The sequence below is a fragment of the Pseudomonas sp. A0308 genome, assembly GCF_044218815.1.
In the GTDB taxonomy this organism is placed as follows: Bacteria; Pseudomonadota; Gammaproteobacteria; order Pseudomonadales; family Pseudomonadaceae; genus Aquipseudomonas; species Aquipseudomonas iridis.
In genome coordinates, this window is the sequence record NZ_CP162581.1 from 494,853 (window position 1) to 516,456 (window position 21,604).

Annotated in this window: 17 protein-coding genes and 1 pseudogene; 4 read left to right on the forward strand and 14 right to left on the reverse strand. The window is 60.0% G+C overall.

The window, feature by feature from the left end; all coding sequences use genetic code 11:
• Positions 1-242: 242 nt before the first annotated feature.
• The 5 genes from AB4P92_RS02245 to tpx form a co-directional block, all read right to left on the reverse strand.
• A complete protein-coding gene (locus AB4P92_RS02245) occupies positions 243-1,703 on the reverse strand; it encodes an efflux transporter outer membrane subunit (RefSeq protein ID WP_047300910.1) in 1,461 nt (486 codons plus the stop codon).
• Positions 1,700-4,807 (reverse strand): efflux RND transporter permease subunit, encoded by a 3,108-nt coding sequence (locus AB4P92_RS02250; RefSeq protein ID WP_115147915.1) that lies wholly within the window; start codon positions 4,805-4,807, stop codon positions 1,700-1,702. The genes AB4P92_RS02245 and AB4P92_RS02250 overlap by 4 nt, the downstream gene beginning before the upstream one ends.
• A 79-nt stretch (positions 4,808-4,886) precedes the next feature.
• Complete coding sequence (locus AB4P92_RS02255; RefSeq protein ID WP_042558986.1) at positions 4,887-7,988, reverse strand: MdtB/MuxB family multidrug efflux RND transporter permease subunit; 3,102 nt, start codon at positions 7,986-7,988, stop codon at positions 4,887-4,889.
• Positions 7,985-9,292: an MdtA/MuxA family multidrug efflux RND transporter periplasmic adaptor subunit gene (locus AB4P92_RS02260; protein WP_042558985.1), complete on the reverse strand. Its 1,308-nt coding sequence runs from the start codon at positions 9,290-9,292 to the stop codon at positions 7,985-7,987. The genes AB4P92_RS02255 and AB4P92_RS02260 overlap by 4 nt, the downstream gene beginning before the upstream one ends.
• A 186-nt stretch (positions 9,293-9,478) precedes the next feature.
• Positions 9,479-9,979, reverse strand: coding sequence for a thiol peroxidase (gene tpx, locus AB4P92_RS02265; protein ID WP_034155955.1), 501 nt, complete (start codon positions 9,977-9,979; stop codon positions 9,479-9,481).
• Between the two features lie 152 nt (positions 9,980-10,131).
• On the opposite strand from tpx, the pseudogene AB4P92_RS02270 reads away from it, so the two are divergent.
• Positions 10,132-10,389: pseudogene (locus tag AB4P92_RS02270) on the forward strand (YciI family protein); the annotation flags it as partial.
• Between the two features lie 128 nt (positions 10,390-10,517).
• Here AB4P92_RS02270 and AB4P92_RS02275 read toward each other — a convergent pair.
• The 4 genes from AB4P92_RS02275 to AB4P92_RS02290 form a co-directional block, all read right to left on the reverse strand.
• Positions 10,518-11,195 carry a DUF3313 domain-containing protein gene (locus AB4P92_RS02275; RefSeq protein ID WP_042558984.1) on the reverse strand — a complete coding sequence of 226 codons (678 nt, stop codon included), beginning with the start codon at positions 11,193-11,195 and terminating at the stop codon, positions 10,518-10,520.
• A 471-nt stretch (positions 11,196-11,666) separates the two neighbouring features.
• A complete protein-coding gene (locus AB4P92_RS02280; protein WP_042558983.1) occupies positions 11,667-12,641 on the reverse strand; it encodes a hypothetical protein in 975 nt (324 codons plus the stop codon).
• A 222-nt stretch (positions 12,642-12,863) separates the two neighbouring features.
• On the reverse strand, positions 12,864-13,343 hold the full coding sequence (locus tag AB4P92_RS02285) for a DUF934 domain-containing protein (protein WP_395598777.1): 480 nt from the start codon (positions 13,341-13,343) through the stop codon (positions 12,864-12,866).
• Positions 13,340-15,013 (reverse strand): nitrite/sulfite reductase, encoded by a 1,674-nt coding sequence (locus AB4P92_RS02290; protein ID WP_395598778.1) that lies wholly within the window; start codon positions 15,011-15,013, stop codon positions 13,340-13,342. Before AB4P92_RS02290 ends, AB4P92_RS02285 begins: the two co-directional genes overlap by 4 nt.
• Positions 15,014-15,253: 240 nt before the next feature.
• On the opposite strand from AB4P92_RS02290, the gene ccoN reads away from it, so the two are divergent.
• Both ccoN and AB4P92_RS02300 read left to right on the forward strand, forming a co-directional pair.
• Positions 15,254-16,681, forward strand: a complete 1,428-nt coding sequence (ccoN, locus tag AB4P92_RS02295; RefSeq protein WP_115147994.1) for a cytochrome-c oxidase, cbb3-type subunit I — start codon at positions 15,254-15,256, stop codon at positions 16,679-16,681.
• A 16-nt stretch (positions 16,682-16,697) separates the two neighbouring features.
• Positions 16,698-16,919 (forward strand): hypothetical protein, encoded by a 222-nt coding sequence (locus tag AB4P92_RS02300; protein ID WP_042558980.1) that lies wholly within the window; start codon positions 16,698-16,700, stop codon positions 16,917-16,919.
• A 116-nt stretch (positions 16,920-17,035) separates the two neighbouring features.
• Here AB4P92_RS02300 and AB4P92_RS02305 read toward each other — a convergent pair whose 3' ends face one another.
• Positions 17,036-17,527, reverse strand: coding sequence for a hypothetical protein (locus AB4P92_RS02305; protein ID WP_042558979.1), 492 nt, complete (start codon positions 17,525-17,527; stop codon positions 17,036-17,038).
• Positions 17,528-17,729: 202 nt separating this feature from the next.
• Here AB4P92_RS02305 and AB4P92_RS02310 point away from each other — a divergent pair, with 202 nt between their 5' ends.
• On the forward strand, positions 17,730-18,422 hold the full coding sequence (locus AB4P92_RS02310) for an aspartate/glutamate racemase family protein (protein WP_042558978.1): 693 nt from the start codon (positions 17,730-17,732) through the stop codon (positions 18,420-18,422).
• A gap of 1 nt (position 18,423) precedes the next feature.
• On the opposite strand, the gene AB4P92_RS02315 is transcribed toward AB4P92_RS02310, so the two are convergent.
• The 4 genes from AB4P92_RS02315 to AB4P92_RS02330 form a co-directional block, all read right to left on the reverse strand.
• Complete coding sequence (locus AB4P92_RS02315) at positions 18,424-18,942, reverse strand: GNAT family N-acetyltransferase (protein WP_047300894.1); 519 nt, start codon at positions 18,940-18,942, stop codon at positions 18,424-18,426.
• Between the two features lie 130 nt (positions 18,943-19,072).
• Complete coding sequence (locus AB4P92_RS02320) at positions 19,073-20,053, reverse strand: LysR substrate-binding domain-containing protein (protein WP_395598779.1); 981 nt, start codon at positions 20,051-20,053, stop codon at positions 19,073-19,075.
• A gap of 126 nt (positions 20,054-20,179) precedes the next feature.
• Positions 20,180-21,127 carry a peptidylprolyl isomerase gene (locus AB4P92_RS02325; RefSeq protein ID WP_395598780.1) on the reverse strand — a complete coding sequence of 316 codons (948 nt, stop codon included), beginning with the start codon at positions 21,125-21,127 and terminating at the stop codon, positions 20,180-20,182.
• Positions 21,124-21,597: a YbjN domain-containing protein gene (locus AB4P92_RS02330; protein WP_200614512.1), complete on the reverse strand. Its 474-nt coding sequence runs from the start codon at positions 21,595-21,597 to the stop codon at positions 21,124-21,126. The genes AB4P92_RS02325 and AB4P92_RS02330 overlap by 4 nt, the downstream gene beginning before the upstream one ends.
• Positions 21,598-21,604 lie beyond the last annotated feature (7 nt).

Below are 21,604 nucleotides of genomic sequence, written 5' to 3' on the forward strand. Positions count from 1 at the left end.
ACTGATTGCGCAGAAGAACGCACTGACAAAGTAACCATTTTGCCATCAACCCGATGAAACGCTTGTTTGATCCTCCTGCCGGGCTCTGGCCCGGCCATCAGAAGCCTTTAAGCCAAAGGCCTCCAGAGGATTTGCCCTGACTGTAGGAGCTGCCAAAGGCTCGGGCCACGATGAACGATCTTTTGATACTGATTGTAAAAAACAGGATCAAAAGATCGCAGCGTGCCGCAGCTCCTACACAGTCATTCGGCGGGCAGGTCCCCATCCCATCCACCGCCCAACGCAGCAATCAGTTGCACACTGGCAATCAGCCGGCTCTGCAGGATATTCAGCACATTGCGTTCGTTACTCAGCGCCGTGGCCTGCACCACCACCACGTCGATATAGGCAATCAGCCCGGCCTTGTACTGGTTTTCCGTGAGGCGCAGCGAATCACGGGCAGCATCCAGCGCTTCCTGGCGCACCGCCGCTTCGTCCTCATAAACTTTGAGTTGGACCAGATAGTTTTCCACCTCGCGGAAACCGTCGAGCACCGTCTGCCGGTATTTGGCCACCGTCTGGTCGTACACCGCTTCAGTGCGGTCGACCTCTGCCGAACGTATGCCGCCGTCGAACAGCGGCAAGTTCAGTTTCGGCCCCACCGACCAGAAGCGGTTCGGCAGACTGATCAGGTCGTTTGACGTACTGCTGCTGTAGCCACCGCTCAGACTCAGCGACAGATCCGGGTAATACGCGGCTTTGGCTACGCCGATGTTGGCGTTGGCTGCAATCACCGAGCGCTCGGCCGAGGCGATATCCGGGCGGCGCTCAAGCAGTTGCGAAGGCAGGTTCAACGGCACCTGCGGCAGGTTCGGAATGGTCTGGGTTTCGGCGATGTCGAAGTTTGCCGGCGCTTGCCCGGTCAGCACGGCAATGGCGTTTTCAAACTGCGCCCGCTGCCAGATCAGATCGACCAGATCAGCCTGGGTACTTTTCAGCTGCGTCTGCGCCTGCGCTACCGCGTCACGCCCGGAAACGCCCGCGCGGTATTGGTTCTGAGTCATCTTCAACGAACGCTCATACGCCGCAACCGTGGCTTCGAGCAAACGCTTCTGCTGATCGATCACCCGCAGTTGCAGATAGTTCTGCACCAACTCCGACTGCTGGCTCAAACGCATCGCCGCCAGATCGGCGAAGCTCGCCTGGGCACTGGCCTCATCGGCTTGAAGCCCGCGGCGCAGCTTGCCCCAGATATCGGCTTCCCAACTGACGCCCAATTGCGCGTTGTAGGTATCGCGAATACCGCTGGAGGAACTGCTCAGGCTTGAACTGCTGCTGCCGGTGCCCTGACTGGAGCGTGTCTTGCCGACGCTCAGATCGACACTGGGGTAAAACGCTCCACGCGCACTGCGCACCAAGGCCTGGGCCTGACGGTATTGGGCTTCCGATTGCGCGACCGTCTGGTTGGCATTGTTGAGTTTCTCGATCAGACCGTTGAGTTGCTGATCGCCGTACAGCTCCCACCACGCGCCGCGGGCCAGCGAATCGCTCGGGTTGGCCTGGCGCCAGCCTTCGGCTTCCTTGTATTGGGCGATTTCCGCTGTCTGTGGGCGCTGGTAGTCCGGGCCGACGGCGCAGGCACTGAGCATTGCCACACACAATGACAGACTCAACAGGCGCGAGCCGCGAGCAGTGGCCAGATTGAAAAGCGAACGGTCAGTCATAGCGGAGTTTCCAGAGCGGCATCAGTACGCACGCCACGCCATTTGTTGAAGCGATGGCGCAGCTTGTCGAGATAGAGGTAAACCACAGGCGTGGTGTAAAGCGTCAGCACCTGGCTGAAAATCAGCCCGCCGATGATGGTCAGACCTAATGGCTGGCGCATTTCGGCACCTTCGGCGCGGCTGAGCAGCAACGGCAAGGCACCGAGGATCGCCGCCAGCGTGGTCATCAGGATAGGTCGCAGTCGTTGCAAACACGCGCTGCGGATCGACTCCAGCGGAGTCATGCCCTGATGCCGTTCCAGTTGCAATGCGAGGTCGATCATCAGGATCGCGTTTTTCTTCACCACGCCGATCAACAGGAACAATCCGAGCAACGAGATCAGGCTGAACTCACCACCCAGCGCATAGATCGACAGCAACGCGCCCACGCCGGCCGAGGGCAGCGTCGACAGAATCGTCAGCGGATGGATGTAGCTTTCATAGAGCACGCCCAGCACCAGATACACCGCCAGCAGCGCGCCAAGAATCATGAACGGCTGGCTCTTCTGGGTCGCGGCAAAGGCATCGGCGGTGCCGGCCATTTTCGCGATGACGTCTTCCGGCAAGCCGACCTTGGCAATCGCCCGCTCGATGGCGGCACTGCCCTGCTCCACGGTCACGCCTTCGGCCATGTCGAAGGAAATATCTTCGGAAGCGAACTGGCCTTCGTGGCTGACGCGATCGTCTTCGAGGCTGTTTTCATAGTGAGCAAAAGTCGACAGCGGCACCCTCGCACCGTCAGCGGTGATGACCTGTACTTGCTTGAGCGTCACCGGGTCCTGGGCGTATTTCGGATTGACCTCCATGACCACTTGATACTGGTTGAGGCTGTCGTAGATCGTCGAAATCTGGCGCTGGCTATAGGCGTTGTTCAACACCGAAGTGACCATGTCCATGTCCACGCCAAGGCGTTTGGCCTGGTCGCGGTCGACGATCAACGTCACCTGTTGCGCGCCCTTGCCTTCGCGGGCGTCGATCGCCGTCAACTCCGGCAAGGCTCGCAGCGCGGCGACCACTTTCGGATACCACTTACGCAGCTCACCGAGATCGCCGCTTTGCAGGATGTAGCTATATTGCGACGAGGTTTGCTCGCGGCCACCGCCAAATTGCAGATCCTGATCCGCCATCAGCATCAATTGCGCACCGGGCACCTTTGGCATTTCCTTGCGCAGGCGCTCGATAACCTTCTGCGCCGACAACTGGCGATCCTTGATCGGTTTCAGACGCACCAGCATGAAGGCGTTGTTGGTGCCGTTACTGCCACCGATGAACCCGGCGACACTTTCTACCGCTTCATCCTTGAGTACGGCGCGGCGGAAGATCTCCATTTTCGGCTGCATGACACTGAACGACAGACCGTCGTCGCCGCGCACGAAACCAATCAACTGCCCCGTGTCCTGCTGCGGCATGAAGGTTTTCGGCACCACCACGTACAGCGCGACGTTGACGCCAACGGTAACAAACAGACTGAGCAACGTCAGGCGACGGTGGCGCAACACCCAGTCGAGGCTGGTGGCGTACCTGGCGACCATCCAGTCGTTGGTTCTGCGACTCCAGCGTTGCAGGCGGTTTTCCTGCCCCGGCGTATGCGGCTTGAGCCACCGCGCACAGAGCATCGGCGTCAACGTCAGGGACACCACCAGCGAGACCACAATGGCCGCGGCCAGAGTGATGGAAAACTCGCGGAACAGGCTCTCGACAATCCCGCCCATGAACAGGATCGACAGGAACACCGCGACCAGCGACACGTTCATCGACAGCAAGGTAAAGCCGACTTCCTTGGCGCCCAGATACGCCGCCTGCATCGGTTTGACGCCTTCGTCGATGTGCCGGGAAATGTTTTCCAGCACCACGATGGCATCGTCCACCACCAACCCGGTGGCGAGAATCAGCGCCATCAGCGACAGGTTGTTCAGCGAGAAGCCATAGAGGTACATCACCGCAAATGTGCCGACCAACGACACCGGCACCGCCAAAGTCGGAATCAGCGAGGCGCGGAAGTTGCCCAGAAACAGGAACACCACCAGGATCACCAACGCCACGGCGATCAGTAGGGTCATCTCGGCTTCGTGCAGGGTTGCCTTGATTACTGGCGAGCGGTCCATCGCCAGATTCAGCTTGACGCTGGCCGGCAACACCGCCTGCAGCGCCGGCAACTGTGCCTTGATCTCGTTGACCGTCTCGATGATGTTGGCGCCGGCCTGGCGGTTGATCACCAGCAGGACTGCCGCGTCATCGTTGAAGAAACCACTGTTGTAACGGTCTTCGACACCGTCACTGACCTTGGCCACATCCTTCAGGCGCAGCGCGGCACCATCGGCGTAGTGGATGATCAGCGATTCGTAATCCTTGGCTTTCTCCAGCTGATCGTTGGCCTGGATCTGCCACAGCCGCTGACCGTCCTCGACCGAACCTTTCGGCCGGCGCACGTTGGCATCAGCGATGGTTTTACGCACATCGTCCAGCGCTACACCGTACTGGTTGAGTGCCTGCGGTTCGAGTTCGATGCGCACCGCCGGGAGCGAACTGCCGCCGATCTGCACCTCACCGACACCCTGCACCTGCGACAGGCTCTGCGAGAGGATCGTTGACGCCAGATCGTAGAGCTGGCCCTTTTCGAGCACATCCGAGGTCAGCGACAGCACCATGATCGGTGCCTGCGACGGGTTGACCTTTTTATAGGTCGGCATGCTGCGCATCCCGCTCGGCAACAGATTGCGCGAAGCATTGATCGCGGCCTGCACTTCCCGCGCCGCGCCGTTGATGTCGCGGTCGAGATCGAATTGCAGAATGACCCGGGTCGAACCCTGACTCGAACGGCTGCTCATGGTGTTGACGCCGGCAATGGCGCCGAACGAACGCTCCAGCGGCGTCGCCACGGTGGACGCCATGACTTCCGGACTGGCACCGGGCAGGCTCGCCTGCACAACGATGACCGGGAAGTCCATTTGCGGCAGCGGAGACACTGGCAGCAAGCCGAAGCTGACACCGCCCAGCAGCATGATCGCCAGGCTCAGGAGCATGGTTGCCACCGGGCGCTTGATGAAAGGACCAGAAAGATTCATAGCGCCGAGCCCCAGGCTTCAAGCGTCAAGCTAAAAGCCAGGTATCTTGCAGCTTGAGGCTGGAAGCTCGCAGCTGCCTTCATACCGCCACCTCTTCGGTGTCGGCATTGGTTTTGCCAAAACGTCGGCCCAGACGGTCGAAATACAGGTAGATCACCGGTGTGGTGAACAGCGTCAGCACCTGACTCACCAACAAACCACCCACCATCACCAGACCCAGCGGTTGGCGCAGCTCAGCCCCGGAACCGGTGGCGAGCATCAATGGCACGGCGCCGAACAGCGCCGCCAGCGTGGTCATCAGGATCGGTCGGAAACGCAGCAGCGCCGCTTGATAGATGGCCTCCTGCGGCGCCATGCCCTGATTGCGTTCCGCGTCGAGGGCGAAGTCGATCATCATGATCGCGTTCTTCTTGACGATGCCGATCAGCAGGATGATGCCAATGATCGCGATCATGCCCAGGTCGTTACCACTGAGCAGCAATGCCAGCAACGCGCCGACCGCCGCTGACGGCAGAGTCGAGAGAATGGTGATCGGGTGGATATAGCTCTCGTAAAGCACGCCGAGCACGATGTACATGGTCACCACCGCCGCCAGAATCAGCAGCAAGGTGCTCGACAGCGATGCCTGGAACGCTTCGGCCGCGCCCTGGAACTGGGTCTGCACGCCGACCGGCATGCCGATGTCTTTCTGCACCTGTTCGATGACATCCACCGCATGCCCCAGCGCTACGCCCGGCGCGAGGTTGAATGACATCATCACCGCCGGGAACTGGCCGATGTGGGTGATCGCCAGTTGCGCCTGGCGCTCCTCGACATGGGCCAGACTCGACAGGCGCACCTGCGCGCCGTCAGTGGTCTTGACGTGAATCTGATCCAGCGCCTGCGGCCCGATCCTTTCCCCGGCCTGCGCCTGCAACACCACGCGGTACTGGCTGGCCTGAGTGTAAATGGTCGAGATCTGCCGCTGACCGAAGGCGTCGTACAGCGCATCGGTGATGTTCGCCACCGACACACCGAGGCGCGACGCCGCATCACGGTCGATCACCAGATAAACCTGCAAGCCCTTGTCCTGCAAGTCACTGGCGACGTCGGTCAGTTCCGGACGTTGCGCCAGGGCCTGAACCAATCTGCCGCTCCATTGGCTCAACAGCTCGGAGTCTGGCGAGGACATGCTGAACTGGTACTGGGTGCGGCTGACGCGGTCTTCGATGGTCAGATCCTGCACCGGTTGCATGTACAGACGAATGCCGACCAGTTTGTCCAGTTGCGGTTGCAGGCGCGCGATGATTTCGGTGGCGGTGAGATCACGCTCGCTGTGTGGTTTGAGATTGATCAACAACCGACCGCTGTTGAGCGTGGCGTTATCGCCATCGACGCCAATGTAAGACGACAGGCTCTGCACTGCCGGGTCTTCAAGAATGACCTTGGCCAATGCCTGTTGACGCTCACCCATGGCAGCGAAGGAAATCGACTGCGGCGCTTCGGAAATACCCTGAATCACCCCGGTGTCCTGCACCGGGAAGAAGCCCTTCGGCACGACCATATAGAGAAACACAGTCAATGCCAGAGTGCCGATGGCGACCAGCAACGTCAGCGGCTGATGCTTGAGCACCCAGCGCAGCATTCGACCGTACTCGGCGATCATCCAGTCGATACACGCGCCGCTGGCCCGGTAGAACCGGCCCTGCTCATGCTCCTCGGGTTCGCGCTTGAGCAGACGCGCGCACATCATTGGCGTCAGGGTCAGCGAGACCACGAGGGAAATCAGGATCGCCACCGCCAGGGTGATGGCGAATTCGCGGAACAGCCGCCCGACCACGTCGGCCATGAACAGCAGCGGGATCAGCACGGCTATCAGCGACAGGGTCAGGGAAATCAGGGTGAAGCCGATCTGCTTCGCGCCTTTTAGCGCGGCCTGCATCGGGCTGTCGCCCTCCTCGATGAAGCGCGAGATGTTTTCCAGCATCACGATCGCATCGTCGACCACGAAACCGGTGGCGATGGTCAGCGCCATCAAGGTCAGGTTATTGACCGAGAATCCGGCGAGATACATCACGCCGAACGTACCGATCAGCGACAGCGGCACAGCCACCGACGGAATGATCGTCGCGCTGAAACGGCGCAGAAACAGGAACGTCACCATGACCACCAACGCGATGGCGATCAGCAGTTCGTGCTGCACGTCGGTGACCGAGGCGCGAATGGTTTGGGTGCGATCGGTGAGAACAGTGACTTCGAGGCCGGCCGGCAAATTGTCGGTGATGCTTGGCAGCAAGGCTTTGATCCGGTCGACCACCTCGATGACGTTAGCGCCCGGTTGACGCTGAATGTTCAGCAGCACAGCCTGATTCAGGTTGGCCCACGCGGCCAGGCGCTCGTTCTCGGCGCCGTCGACAATTTCCGCGACATCCTTGAGCCGCAACGGCGCGCCGTTCTTGTAGGCGAGGATCAGGTTGGCGTAATCCTCGGGCGACGTCAGTTGGTCATTGGCATCGAGCATCGACACCCGGGTCGGGCCGTCGAAGTTACCTTTCGGCTGGTTGACGTTCGAGGCGCCGATCAAGGTGCGCACGTCCGACAGGTTCAGGCCATTGGCGGCCAACGCCTCCGGGTTGACCTTGATCCGCACGGCCTGACGCTGACCGCCCGCGATGCTGACCATGCCGACGCCACTGATCTGGGCGATTTTCTGCGCCATGCGCGTATCGACCAGGTCATTGAGTTTGGGCAGCAGCATGGTTTTCGAGGTGATGGCCAGGGTCAGCACCGGGGTGTCCGCCGGGTTGACCTTGTTGTACACCGGCGGCGCCGGCAAGTCGGTCGGTAACAGATTGGTCGCAGCGTTGATTGCCGCTTGCACCTGTTGTTCGGCGACGTCCATGTTGATGTCGAGGCTGAAACGCAGGGTCAGCACCGAGGCGCCGCCGGAGCTGGTCGAGGCCATTTGTGTCAGGCCCGGCATCTGTCCGAATTGACGTTCAAGCGGCGCCGTGACGGCGCTGGTCATCACGTCCGGACTGGCGCCGGGATACAGGGTCATGACGCGGATGGTCGGGTAATCTACCTGCGGCAGCGCCGACACTGGCAGCAGGCGATAAGCGATCAGGCCGGCCAGCACAATGGCCAGCATGCTCAGGGTGGTGGCTACCGGACGAAGGATGAACAGCCGCGAAATGTTCATGCGCCCTTCTTGGCCTTGTCAGTAACAGCGGCATCAGTCGGGGTGGCGGCGGACTTGCCTTGCAGGTGTTCGGTCGGTGTGGTCGGCACTTGATTGCTGTCGTTGACCACCTCCACTTCGCTGCCTTCCTTGAGGCGGTCGGTGCCTTCCAGCACTACGCGGTCGCCAGCGGCCAGGCCTTCAGTGATAACGGTGTTTTCACCGTCACTGGCGCCGATCTTCAACTGACGAATCGTGACTTTCTTGTCGCCGTCCAGCGCGTAGACGAAGGTGCCGTTGGTGCCGAACTGAATCGCAGCGGACGGTGCCAACACGACGTTTTTCAGGGTGTCGGCCAGCAGGTGCACGTTGACGAACTGATTGGGGAACAGCGACTGATCACGGTTATCGTAACGAGCCTTGAATTTCAGGGTGCCGGTGGCCACATCGATCTGGTTGTCGAGGCTTTGCAGCACACCGGTGGCTTGCAGTTTGGTGTCGCCGCGATCCCACGCTTCAGCCGGCAGCTTGGCGCCGCTGCGGTAGCGGGCGAGCACGGTTTCGAGGTTGTTTTCAGGCAGGGTGAAGGCGACGCTGATCGGCTGAGTCTGGGTGATCACCGCCAGAAACGTGGTGTCGTTGGCCGCAACGAGGTTGCCGACGTCCACTTGACGCAGACCGACGCGACCGGCAATGGGTGCGCGGATTTTAGTAAATTCGAGATTGAGTTTCGCGTCGTTGACCGCCGCCTGGTTGGTCTTGACCGTGCCCAGATACTGGCCGACCAGCGCTTCGGCGGTGTCCAGCGTCTGTTTGGCAATGCTGTCTTCCTTGAACAGACCGCGATAGCGCTCGACATCAACCTGTGCGTTTTTCAGTTGCGCCTGATTCTGCATCAAAGTGCCTTGCGCCTGAAGCAAGGCGTTTTGGTAGGAGCGCGGGTCGATCTCGGCAAGCAAATCGCCCGCCTTGACCATCTGGCCTTCCTCGAAATGGATTTTCACCAATTCGCCACCCACTCGACTGCGCACGTTAATGGTGTTGAGCGCAGTGACGGTGCCGAGCGCTTTGTAATACAGCGGAAAGTCACCCGTGACCGCCGGCGCCACGCGCACAGGAATTGGCCCGGTGCCGCCGCCGAAGCCCGGCCGCATCATCCCGGAACGCCCGGCATGTCCGGCTGCAGCCTTCTCGCCGCCCTCCTTGTCGGCTGAACCGGCAGGCCAGAATTTCCAGCACAGTACGGCGATAACCAACAAGACAAGCAGGCTGAACAGCCAGCGACGGGAGTTGCGGGGAGACGATTGCATGGAGTGATTAACCATTGGGCGCGTGGGCTTCTTCTACGGGAGGCTGAACGATAAGCACTGACGGGAATTAAGCAAAGCAGCTTTACCGGCAATTTACCTTCAACTTACGTTTCAAGGTGTGAGTCAAAACACTGATACACAAATGAAAACGGCCTGGACAGGGCCAGGCCGTTAACAATTGTAAAAGCGCTGTTGCGCAGTTTACTTCAGTACCGCCAGAGCAGCGTCGTAGTTCGGCTCTTCAGCGATTTCCTTGACCAGTTCGCTGTGCAGGACGTTGTCGTTCTCGTCCAGTACTACAACGGCACGGGCGGTCAGGCCTTTCAGCGGGCCGTCGGCGATGGCAACACCGTAGTTCTCGATAAACTCGGCGCCACGCAGGGTCGACAGGTTCTGCACGTTTTCCAGACCTTCGGCACCGCAGAAACGCGCCTGGGCGAACGGCAGGTCAGCCGAGATGCACAGCACCACGGTGTTGCTGATGTCGTTGGCCTGGGCGTTGAACTTGCGCACGGAGGTAGCGCAGGTCGGGGTGTCGACGCTTGGGAAAATGTTCAGCACTTTGCGCTTGCCGGCGAAGTCTTTCAGGGTGACGTCGGACAGATTGCCGGCAACCAGAGAAAAGGCTGGCGCCTTGGAACCGGCTTGTGGCAACTGGCCGTTGACTTGAACCGGGTTGCCTTTGAGGGTGACTTGAGCCATGACTTGAGTCCTTCTGAACGTTGTTTTAGAAAATCACGCAGGGGCCGAAGTTAACCACGAAATTGTTCGACAACCTATGCCCGCGCTGAAATTGTCATGTTCTGAAATGAAAACTGCATACAACTCGTAACCCCTGTAGGCGCAGCGTTCCGCAGCTAAGGGGCTTGGGTGACAAACGCACAGTGACCGACGGCCCCGTCATCGAAACCAAAGAACGGGTGGCCGGGTACTGGATCTGGGACGTGAAGTCGAAAGAGGAAGCTATCGAATGGGTCAAACGCTGCCCCAACCCGATGCCGGGCTGTGACTCTGAAATCGAGATTCGGCAGATCTTCTCGGCAGAGGATTTCGGTGCAGAGTTCACGCCTGAGCTGCGGGAGCAGGAAGAGCGGATTCGCGAGCAAGCGAAAAGCCCTGAGCAGTCCTCCGTGAACGCGACCTACTGTAGGAGCTGCCGCAGGCTGCGATCTTTTGATCTTGTTTTAAACAATCAGAGTCAAAAGATCGCAGCCTGCGGCAGCTCCTACAGGGTGCGCGATTATTTAGCTTCAGCTTTCAGCTTGAGAAGGGACTGATGCAGATCCGAAGCCCAGCCATCGATCACGGCTTTGACGTCATTGGCCTGCATTACCTGCGAGTCGTTCTCCAGCGGTTTGCCAGTCCCTTTACGCACGACCTGAGCGACGACCTTGTTGGTGGCGCCATCCATGAACACCGCTTCAGTGGCCAGAGTAGTTTCCTGATCGCGGATCCCCGTGGCAGTGCTCACTGCCGCCGCCACCAGTGCAATCGGGATCACTTCATAAACCTGCAGGCCTTTGGTCTTGCTGCTCACAGCAGTAATCGCCGGACGCACCACAATCACCCCAGGACCAGGGCCGGTGGCGAGTGGCAACGACTTGCCGAGCTCACGCTTGAGCGCCTGATCGTAGTAGCTGGTAATGCCGTTGAGAGTCTGTTGCGGGACCTTGGCGGTCGCTTGTGGTTTGGGGTAGAGCTGGCTCGGCTCGACGTAAACGCTGGTGAATTTGTTGACGTCGAGTTTCGGGTCCATCCAGCGCATCACCTCGGCGCCGGACGGTGACTTGGCCTCCTTCAGCTGACTGTAGTCCTTGAGAAACCCCGAATATTCATCGGGAGCGACGGTTTTGCTTGAGCAGCCCACCACGCCGAGGGTGGCGATGCACAGCGTGCCCATCATTACTGCTAGCTTCATGCTGTAACTCCTGTCAGAAGGCCTGAATGTATTGCTTGAGGGGGAGTTACAGGTATAGCTAAAACCGCAGCAATTGCGATTTGAAACCACAAAAAAAGCGTGATTCTGGAGGGTTCGTCCAAGGTACAACCGGTTGAAGCGCAATGCGCGGCTCTCGCGGTGCAAAACGGCGAGGCACCAAGGGCGCAGATGTTGTTGCGGGGTTGGAAGAGGATGAATATGGGGGACCCGGCGCTGAAGTGACCGGCTGGAGATTGTTGTCCCCTCACCCTAGCCCTCTCCCGAGGGAGAGGGGACCGATTGGGGGATGCTCAGGAGATTCATCGACGAGAACAATGCTCTGTGAATCCATAGTCGACTCGGTCTTTCAAGTCGGGGTGGATCGTCGCACTACTCGGTCAGTCCCCTCTCCCTCCGGGCGGTCCGACGTTTCGGGAGGGTCAGGGTAAGGGGCTTTTGATCTTCAGCCCGTCACCAGGAAGAGGTTTCACCACTGCGCAACGCTATCTCTCGCCGGGTATTGGCGCGCATCGCCTTGTACAACGACACCGTGCCCACCAGCAAAATCGCAGCGCCAAACAGGAAGTCGATGTTGTACAACCGGAAATCCTCCACCGGCCCGATCAGCAGCACCCGCACCAGCGCAACACCTACCAGCGTGGCGAGGAAGTCGATCCCCGGCTCTTCGCGATAGAACACCAGCAACAGCGGCAGACACAGCACCAGCAGAAACAACAGCACCACGGCTTTGAACGAGCCCTTGCGCTCAACGCTGAATGCGCATTCGTGCGGGCCGTAGGCCTTGTAGTCTTCGTCGCGGATCAGCGAGGTTTTCTCGTTGATGTAGTCGACGCGGTTGTACTTCTGGATCGGCGTGAAGGTGTTGGACATCTCCATCAGCGTGGTGATGTTCTTGAAGCGCAGATCGATGCGCTCGCTGCCTTTGACGTAATACAGCACCGGTTTGTAGCCGTAACGGTAGGTGTCGAACGGGAACTCGGTGACCTGCCCCTGCACGCCAATCGGACGCGGTTCAAGTTCGGCAAATGCGCTTTTGTTGGTGGCTGAGAGGTTGCGACTCAGGGGCTGGACCTTGACCTGTTCAAGGAAGATCGGCGTCGCGCCGTAGGACCACTGCAACGGTTCCAGGCGCAGACGCAGTTCGTTGCGGCCCAGATCGTAGCGGTTGAATGTGCGTTCGGAGACCACCAGTGAACCGCTGAGCATGAACTCGCCACGCAGGTTATTGGTGACGCGCAAGGTCAGTTGATCCTTGCCCAGCAGCGCCGCTTCAGTGGACGGCGGCGTGCCACACCATGCGGTGCTTTCGCCGACACCGCCAAGTTGGCCGTCGCGGTTTTGATTGAATACATAAAAGTAACTGGCCCACAGCGTCAGCATCAAAAGCAACGCGGTGAGGCCCAGGATTTTCTTGCCCGGACTCACTGATCAGACTCCCTTCTTCGATTCTACCGTCCAGCCGAAAACCCGCTGGCGACGGCGACTCTACCAAAAGGCCACCATCGACCCAAGGAAAAATCCCGAATGAGCCAGGGTTCTAGGGGTTTCCCCGGTATGGCCAAGATCAAAATATCGTAGCCTTCGGCAGCTCCTACAAGAGCTGCATTGCCATGCAGGAGCTGCCGAAGGCTGCGATCTTTTGATTCATTAGCGTCTACGAAACAACGGGCGCGGCTCGATGACTGAGCGGCCATACAGCACGCTCATCCCTGCCAACCCCTTCAGCGCATCCTCAGCCGATTTGTCTTCTCGCACGGCAAAACTGTCGAACCCGCACTGGCGCATATGGCTGAGCTGATCACGCAACACGTCGCCAATCGCGCGCAATTCCCCGGTCCAGCCGAAACGGCTGCGCAACAAATAGGCCTGGCTGTAGGCGCGACCGTCACGAAAACTCGGAAAGTCCAGCGCAATCAGGGGCAGTGACGCCAGCCAGGGCACGAGGCTTTCGGCGTCATCATCCGGGCCGAGCCACACGGCGTGGGTCGAAGGCCGTTCCAGCCAATGAATCAAAGGCAGAATCAGCAATCCCGAAGCACTGGCCAACACAGGCTCGCGGACCAGCGTCCACGGATCGTCCGTGACTATTTGCGCCACGCCCTCGTGCAACCGCAGCAGATTGTTCATGCCGACACCTCCAGAGCTTTGGGATACACACGCTCCTTGAACGGCTCCAGTCCGATCCGCGCCAAAGTGTCGACAAACAATTCCTCACTCTCGCGATAACGCACGAAAGTGCTGATGATCCGCTCGATCACCTGCGGCACCTCTGCTGCGCTGAACGACGGGCCGATGACTTTGCCCAGCGCGCTGTGCTTGCCCTGCGCGCCGCCGAGGGTGATCTGGTACCACTCGCTGCCGTTCTTGTCGACGCCGAGGATGCCGATATTGCCGATGTGGTGATGGCCGCAGGCATTCATGCAGCCAGAGATGTTCAGGCTGATGTCACCCAGATCGTGCAGGTAGTCGAGATTGTCGAAACGCGCCTGAATCGCCTGGGTGATCGGGATCGATTTGGCGTTGGCCAGTGCGCAGAAATCCCCGCCCGGGCAGGCAATGATGTCGGTCAACAAACCGACGTTGGCTGTCCCCAGATTTAACCCGCACGCCAGTTGCCACAGCGCATACAGATCGGCTTTCGGCACATCGGGCAGGACGATGTTCTGCTCATGGGCGATGCGGATCTCGCCGAAACCGAAGCGCTCTGCCCAATCGGCGACCGCCAGCATCTGCAACTGCGTCACGTCCCCCGGCGGCGCGGCCTGACCGGGTTTGGTCGACAAGACTACGCTGGTGTAACCCGCCACTTTGTGCGGCTGCACGTTGCGCGCGACCCAGCGGGCAAACGCCGGGTTTTCGGCCAGCCGCGTGCCGTGATCCAGATCGGTGTCGGGCAGCGTGTGATACGTCGGTGGCACGAAAGCACTGGCAACCCGCTGATATTCGGCCTCGGTCAACTGCGCCGGGCCGTCCTTAAGGTGCTGCCATTCTTCTTCGACTTCTTTGGCGAAAGCTTCGATGCCCAGTGCCTTGACCAGAATCTTGATCCGCGCCTTGTACTTGTTGTCGCGCCGGCCATGGCGGTTGTAAACCCGCAGCACCGCCTCGACGTAGGACAGCAAGTGCTGCCACGGCAAGCCGTCACGGATCTGCAAACCGAGGATCGGCGTGCGTCCCAGCCCGCCTCCAACGATCACTCGCAAAAGCATTTGCCCATCGCGCCCGGGGTAAAGATACAGGCCGATGTCGTGCATCATGATCGCCGCGCGATCCTGCTTCGCCGAGCAGATGGCGATCTTGAACTTGCGCGGCAGGAAGAGAAATTCCGGGTTGATCGTCGACCATTGCCGGAGAATTTCCGCCAGGGGGCGCGGGTCGATCAACTCATCTGCCGCGACCCCGGCGAAGGCTTCGGTGGTGATGTTGCGCACGCAGTTGCCGGAGGTCTGGATCGCATGCATGTTGACTTGCGCCAGGCGTTCGAGAATATCCGGTACCTCAGCCAGTTCGATCCAGTTGAACTGCATGTTTTGCCGCGTGGTGAAGTGTCCGTAACCACGATCATAGTCAGCCGCGATGCTCGCCAGCGTGCGCATTTGCTCGGCGCTGAGGGTGCCGTAGGGAATCGCCACACGCAGCATATAAGCGTGTTTTTGCAGGTACAGACCGTTTTGCAGACGCAGCGGCAGGAACTCCTCTTCGCTCAATTCCCCGGCCATGAAACGCTCGACCTGATCGCGAAACTGCGCAACGCGCTCGAACACCAGTGCGCGGTCGTAATCGTCGTATTGATACATGCAGCGGCTCCCACAGTTTTCGTAACAGCACTATGACGGAGCGGCGCAGCGCGTTACAGATTCACCTGAACGGATAAAAACCGTATCAGGGCGCGTCAGATGGCCGCAGGCAGCACTTCAATCTGATCCGCATAAATGAAAGATTCCTGAGCCTGTTTTGTTTCCGGTGGGGTTTCTACAGTGCAACCCATGCCAGACCGGGTGGCCTGGCAAGACTTTGCAACCGTGGATGAACTGACCATGAGCACAGCAACAATCGGACAGGCTTATAACTACAAGGTCGTCCGCCAATTCGTCATCGCGACTGTTTTCTGGGGTGTCGTGGGCATGGCGATGGGGGTATGGATCGCCTCGCAACTGGTATGGCCGGAGATGAATCTGGACGTGCCGTGGACCACCTTCGGCCGCTTGCGACCGTTGCACACCAGCCTGGTGATTTTCGGGTTCGCCGGCAGCGCGCAATTCGCTGCCAGTTACTATGCCGTGCAGCGTACCTGTCAGGTGCGGCTGTATTCGGACAAGCTCGCCGCGTTCACGTTCTGGGGCTGGCAATCGGTGATCGTGATCATGTTGATCACCCTGCCGCTGGGCTACACCACCACCAAGGAATACGCCGAGATCGAATTCTCCGGTGCGGTGTGGATGGCCGTGGTCTGGGTTGCCTATGCCGTGGTGTTCTTCACCACTGTGGTGCAGCGCAAGACCAAACACATCTACGTCGGCAACTGGTTCTTCGGCGCGTTCATCGTGGTGATCGCCATGCTACACGTGGTCAACCACCTGGCGATTCCGGTCGACTGGTTCAAATCCTATCCGGTGTATTCCGGCGCGACCGATGCCATGGTGCAGTGGTGGTACGGGCACAATGCGGTGGGTTTCTTCCTGACCACAGGCTTCCTCGGGATGATGTATTACTTCGTACCTAAACAGGTCAATCGGCCGGTGTATTCGTACCGGTTGTCGATCGTGCATTTCTGGGCGCTGATCACCCTGTACATCTGGGCCGGCCCGCACCACTTGCACTACACCGCGCTACCGGACTGGGCGCAGTCGCTGGGCATGGCGATGTCGCTGATCCTGCTGGCGCCAAGCTGGGGCGGGATGATCAACGGGATGATGACGCTCTCGGGCGCCTGGCATAAGTTGCGTACCGACCCGATCCTGCGCTTTCTGGTGCTGTCGCTGGCGTTCTACGGGATGTCGACCTTTGAAGGTCCGATGATGGCGATCAAAACCGTCAACGCCCTCTCCCATTACACCGACTGGACCATCGGCCACGTTCACGCCGGGGCACTCGGCTGGGTGGCGATGATCACCTTCGGAGCGACGTATCACATGGTGCCGAAAGTGTTTGGCCGCGAGCAGATGTACAGCACGCCGCTGATCAACCTGCACTTCTGGCTGGCGACCATCGGCACGGTGCTTTATATCGCTTCGATGTGGGTGAACGGCATCACCCAGGGCCTGATGTGGCGGGCGATCAATGAGGACGGCACGCTGACCTATTCGTTCGTCGAGGCGCTACAGGCCAGCCATCCGGGGTTCATCGTGCGCTTTGCTGGTGGGGTGTTCTTCCTGACCGGGATGCTGCTGATGGCTTACAACATCTGGCGCACCGTGCGGGTCGCGGACGTGGCACTGGCACACCGTGAAGCGCAGATCGCCTGAGGCAGGGAGCCGGGTCATGTTCGAATTTTTCTTGAATGGGTTGGGCGTGGTGTTTCTGTGGCTGGCGGTGGAGTACTGCTTGCGCCGTGAAACCGCAGACAGTCTGGATGAGGCGAGCATGGTGCCGTTTGCCGATGATCCGGAGGTGGCGCGAAGGGTTGAGCTGGCGACGGGCAAGGCCGTGAAAGCGGTGGCGCCGGAGGTGGCGAAACCGGGTTGGGTCAACCTGGATATGTAACCTCCTGTAGGAGCTGCCGCAGGCTGCGATCTTTTGATCTTGCGTTTAAAAAAAAAGATCAAAAGATCGCAGCCTGCGGCAGCTCCTACAGGGGGAATGCGTGTTTCCTTGGGGGCTCAGCCGCGGTCTCGAGGAATCAGGCTCTGCAACTGCAACGCCAGGAAGTCTGCATCAAACACAAAGGTATCCGGGTCTTTCAGGCCGTTGGTCTTGCGCCACTGCCACTCCCCGTCCGGCAGGCCCACCAGCGAAATACTGCCGTAGCGCGCCGCTGTCAAACCCATCACCGCCAACGAAATCTGTCCCGAACTGCCCATCACATCGGGCACGAACTCCACCGGTTTGCCGGCAATCACAATGGTCAGTTTCTCGGTCTTGAAGGTTGAAGTCTCGACCGGTGTGCTCGGGCCGAACGCGACATACGCCTCACGGCTGACCTCCAGCAAACCCGGTGCCTGCACCGGTTCAAGCCATTGCTGAATCTGCCCGAACAATTCGGTAATCCGTGTCGCCCATACCTGCGACTGCGTTTCGAACAGTTGCTTCTTGTGCGACTCACTCTCGGCATAGTGACGAAGCATTTCGCCCAGTTGTTGTACGTCGTTCATGGGTACATTCCTCTGAGGAGCCTGCGATACCTGATAGTGACAGATCGAAGCACTGGCGTACGTTTAACCTCGAAAGCGACCACCGAAACACTTTGCATCTGGATGATCGGTACAGTTGATTTGCGCTGGCGCACGCCGGTGAACAAATGGACACTCGGCTCCGGCCCGGCCTTTCGTCTGGGCATCTGCCCGGGGAAATCGAATGCGCACCATCGGTCTGATCGGCGGCATGAGCTGGGAGTCCAGCGCCGAATACTATCGCCTCATCAATCAGCAAATCCGCGATCAGCTCGGCCCGCTGCGGTCGGCTCAGATGCTGATGTACAGCGTCGACTTCGGCCCGGTCGAACAGGCCCAGCATGCCGGGCGTTGGGACGACGCGGCAGCGATCCTGGTGGACGCCGCACGCAGGCTCGAAGCGGGCGGCGCCGAATGTGTGGTGCTGTGTACCAACACCATGCACAAGGTGGCCGAACAGATTCAGGCGGCAATCAGCATTCCGTTTTTGCACATTGCCGAACCCGCGGCGCAAGCGGCGTTGAAGATCGAGGCGCGTACGGTCGGGCTGTTGGGCACGGCGTTCACCATGGAGCAGGATTTTCTCAAGCAGCGCTTGATCGCCCAGGGCTTGACGGTCGTGGTGCCGGACGACGCTGAGCGCAAAGAAGTGCATCGGATCATCTACGACGAACTCTGCGTCGGAGTGATCAGTGAGGCGTCGCGCAAGATCTACCAGCAGGTGATCGAATCCCTGACCGCTCGCGGCGCCCAGGCAATCATTCTGGGCTGCACGGAAATCGGCATGCTGATCAAACCCGAACACAGCGCCCTGCCCCTGCTCGACACCACCGAGCTGCATGCGCAGTCGGCGGTGGCGTTCGCGCTGGGCGACTGAGTCAGGTTTTCGGACGATTACGCAGGCGGGCCATGCTCAGGGTGTCGACCCATTGCCCGTCGCGTACCGCGTAATCACGGAACAGGCCTTCGGTCTCGAAACCGAACTTGCGGTAGAGACCGATGGCCGCCTCGTTGTCGGCGTACACCGACAGCTCGACGCGGTGCAGATTCATCCAGTTGTCGGCCACATCCAGCGCTGCCGCCAACAACGTCGAACCAACGCCCTTGCCTTGCCACGCGGTCGCGACACCCATGCCGAAGCTGCCGGCGTGGCTGCGGCGAATCCGCGAAAAATGCTCCAGGCCCAAGTGACCGATCACGACACCCTGATGGAGCGCCACCAGTTTCACCGCCCGCTCGTTATCGGCTAGTACCCGCTGGCGCCACACCTCGGCGGACTGAAACGGCATCTGCAACACCTGCCGGGCGACGGCGGCATCGTTGTACAGCGCGGTGACACCCTCGACGTGGGATTCGTTGAAACGCTCGAGGTGAATGGCGGGGTCGTGGTCAGGCATGGCAGATCCTTCCTGGATCGATGTGTGGCTGGCCACTCTAAACCAGTGCGATTGCGTCTGGCGAATATCAAACGGTGGGAGCTAGCCTGCTAGCTCCCACAGGGGGAATGGGGGATGCATGGGGTTTGGTTCAGGGCTGGAACCATTCCTGGCGCTCATTGAAGGTGTGGTGGATGAGTTCGATCAGGGTTTGCACTTCGCTGACATTCTGCGAGTCGGCATTCACGGCCAGCCAGGCATTCAGTTGCATCGGCTGCTCAAACAGGCCTGGCAGCGCCACCAGCCCACGGTCATAGCGACTCATGTACATGGGCAGCAATCCGATGCACGCGCTGCAACGGATCATCTCCAGCATCAGTTCGTAGGACTGCATCTGTACCACCCCGGCCAGACGCTGTTCCACCAGCTCGTTCCAGGGGCGAAAGCTGTCGATCTGCCGGTCGTGCTGCCATTGCACCAACATGAAATCAGCGAGGTCGTCAGGGCTGTCCGGGCGAGCAGTGACACGCGAATAACGTTTGGCGATGTGCGGCAGGTAGTCCAGGCTCGCCAGCCGTTGCGGTTGATGAGTGGCGAAGGACGGACCGGGGCTGGGTGAGTCTCCGGGAGCAAGCCACAGAACGACGTCGGCGCTGACCGCACGCAAGGACAGTTCACTGTCGAGGGCGATGATCTCAAGGCGCACACTGGCGTTGCGGCGCAACAGCGCGATCAGGTCGCGACCGAGAATATCGTGCAGGATCGACTCGGCGACGGCGAGGCGAATCAACGGCTGCTCGACCACCGGCAGTTTGCGTTCGTGGGCCAAGGCGGTCAGTTTTGCCTGCAACTGCTGGCCTTCACGGGTCAGGCTCAGCACACTGCCCTGAAAACTGAACAAGGTGTGCTGGAGTTCCTGCTCAAGCTGCGCCAATTGTTTGCGCAGTAAGGTCGAGCGCACGTTGAGGCTACGCGCGGCCTGCATGAAGCAACCGCAGCGGGCGCTGACCAGAAAGTACTGCGCGACGTCGGTGTCAATGCTCGCGGCTTGCGCAAGCCAGGGTTCGCTGCCGTCCTGCGCCCAGCACAAATCGGCGCCGCCCTGTCGTCCTGCGGGTTCGGTGAATGACATCGATGACTCCCTGTCGATCTTTGTTGTTTGATGGCTTCCAGTACTTTGAAAATATTCTGAACCCAATGGAGAACCCTGTGGGAGATGGCTTGCCAGCTCCCACAGGGGTCCAGTGTTGAACCTGGATTAATGTTTTTCCTCAAGGACTTTGTTGAGTTCGGCACCATCGATACTCAGCGTCGCGGTGTTGAGCATCCCGTCCAGATAAGCCTGGGCAATCTGCTCCTGGCGCTGGGCACGCAACGCCTGAGTCAGTTGGTCGCGCAGTTCATCCAGCGTCGCGGTGCGCGCCGGTTGCTGCTCGGTGAGCTTGATCACATGGAAACCGGCCGCACTTTGCACAGGGTCAGACACTGCACCGACCTTGAGCCGCGCCACCGCGCCACGCACCTCCGGCACCAGTTGCTGCAACGGTTGCAAACCAGTGTCGCCGCCACGTTCGGCCGTCACGCGATCCTGCGAATACTGGGTCGCCAGCGCCGCAAAATCCCCCGGCGTCGCCTGCGCCTTTTTGCTGAGTTCCGCAGCCTGTTTGCGCACCGCATCTAGGTTCTGCGGATCATTTACCCCGAGGAAAATCTGGCTGACCCGATACAACGCCGGGGTCTGCCAATTCGCCTTGCCTTCGTCATAAGCCTTCTGCAGCTCGGCCGTACTCGGGTAGTCCGCCGGCACCTCGCTGACCGAACGCAGATAATCGCGGAAGACGATTTGCTCGGTCGCCGCTCGGGTCTGTTGCGCGACGCCCGGACGCTGCGCCCAACCCTGCGCGTCGGCCTGTTCCAGCACCGCTTTCTCGGCGAGTCGTGCGCGGATCAAACGCTCCAGCGCTTCGCGATTGCCGCGCAGTTGCTCACGGGTCGCGGGTGGAACGGTTGCCAGCAACGCCTGCAATTCCGCCGGTGTGACCTGCTGACTGCCCAACCGAGCCACCGCCGGCCCCGTAGCAACCGCCGCCACCGACGACGATTGCTGGGCGGCGACCGGGTCATTGCCCGATCGCACCACCAGCGCCACGGCCACCACCAACAGCGCTACAGCTCCCGCGCCGATCACCATGGCTGGTTTTTTCACAGTGCGACTTCCTCTTGCTCGGCGACGGCCATTTTGGCGGTCTGAGCCGTTGCACCGCTCTGGGCGAAATCACGCAGATAGACGATGAACTCCTGCAGCAGGCGATCCCACAATTCGAGGTTGCCACGCAGGTGGTCGTTGCTCACGCCGGCGGCCAGTACCACGTCCATTTCCATCACCAGAAACTCGCCCTGCAACGACAACCGCGCAAAGCGCCGGGTGGCATTCCACTGCTCGGCCACACCTTGCGGCAACTCACCCTGCACGCGCAGCGCACAACTGAACGTGAAATCGACGTAACTGCCCTGCTCCACCGCAGGGTTGCCGAAACGCACGGCGTAACCAATGCCCTGGCTGGCGCTGAGCAACTGGACGATGCCGTTCTGTTCAGTCTGATTGACGCGATAACCGGCGGCTTGCAGGACGTCGGTCAACGATTGCGGGGAAACGTGGCTGATCAATTGAGTCATTGCTTCT

What these genes read in the sequence shown, in the direction of transcription:
- AB4P92_RS02330 (WP_200614512.1), bottom strand. Translation starts at nt 21,597, where the DNA reads ATGACTCAATTGATCAGCCACGTTTCCCCGCAATCGTTGACCGACGTC.
- tpx (WP_034155955.1), bottom strand. Translation starts at nt 9,979, where the DNA reads ATGGCTCAAGTCACCCTCAAAGGCAACCCGGTTCAAGTCAACGGCCAG.
- AB4P92_RS02300 (WP_042558980.1), top strand. Translation starts at nt 16,698, where the DNA reads ATGTTCGAATTTTTCTTGAATGGGTTGGGCGTGGTGTTTCTGTGGCTG.
- AB4P92_RS02250 (WP_115147915.1), bottom strand. Translation starts at nt 4,807, where the DNA reads ATGAATCTTTCTGGTCCTTTCATCAAGCGCCCGGTGGCAACCATGCTC.
- AB4P92_RS02320 (WP_395598779.1), bottom strand. Translation starts at nt 20,053, where the DNA reads ATGTCATTCACCGAACCCGCAGGACGACAGGGCGGCGCCGATTTGTGC.
- AB4P92_RS02285 (WP_395598777.1), bottom strand. Translation starts at nt 13,343, where the DNA reads ATGAACAATCTGCTGCGGTTGCACGAGGGCGTGGCGCAAATAGTCACG.
- AB4P92_RS02275 (WP_042558984.1), bottom strand. Translation starts at nt 11,195, where the DNA reads ATGAAGCTAGCAGTAATGATGGGCACGCTGTGCATCGCCACCCTCGGC.
- ccoN (WP_115147994.1), top strand. Translation starts at nt 15,254, where the DNA reads ATGAGCACAGCAACAATCGGACAGGCTTATAACTACAAGGTCGTCCGC.
- AB4P92_RS02255 (WP_042558986.1), bottom strand. Translation starts at nt 7,988, where the DNA reads ATGAACATTTCGCGGCTGTTCATCCTTCGTCCGGTAGCCACCACCCTG.
- AB4P92_RS02305 (WP_042558979.1), bottom strand. Translation starts at nt 17,527, where the DNA reads ATGAACGACGTACAACAACTGGGCGAAATGCTTCGTCACTATGCCGAG.
- AB4P92_RS02260 (WP_042558985.1), bottom strand. Translation starts at nt 9,292, where the DNA reads ATGGTTAATCACTCCATGCAATCGTCTCCCCGCAACTCCCGTCGCTGG.
- AB4P92_RS02290 (WP_395598778.1), bottom strand. Translation starts at nt 15,013, where the DNA reads ATGTATCAATACGACGATTACGACCGCGCACTGGTGTTCGAGCGCGTT.
- AB4P92_RS02310 (WP_042558978.1), top strand. Translation starts at nt 17,730, where the DNA reads ATGCGCACCATCGGTCTGATCGGCGGCATGAGCTGGGAGTCCAGCGCC.
- AB4P92_RS02315 (WP_047300894.1), bottom strand. Translation starts at nt 18,942, where the DNA reads ATGCCTGACCACGACCCCGCCATTCACCTCGAGCGTTTCAACGAATCC.
- AB4P92_RS02245 (WP_047300910.1), bottom strand. Translation starts at nt 1,703, where the DNA reads ATGACTGACCGTTCGCTTTTCAATCTGGCCACTGCTCGCGGCTCGCGC.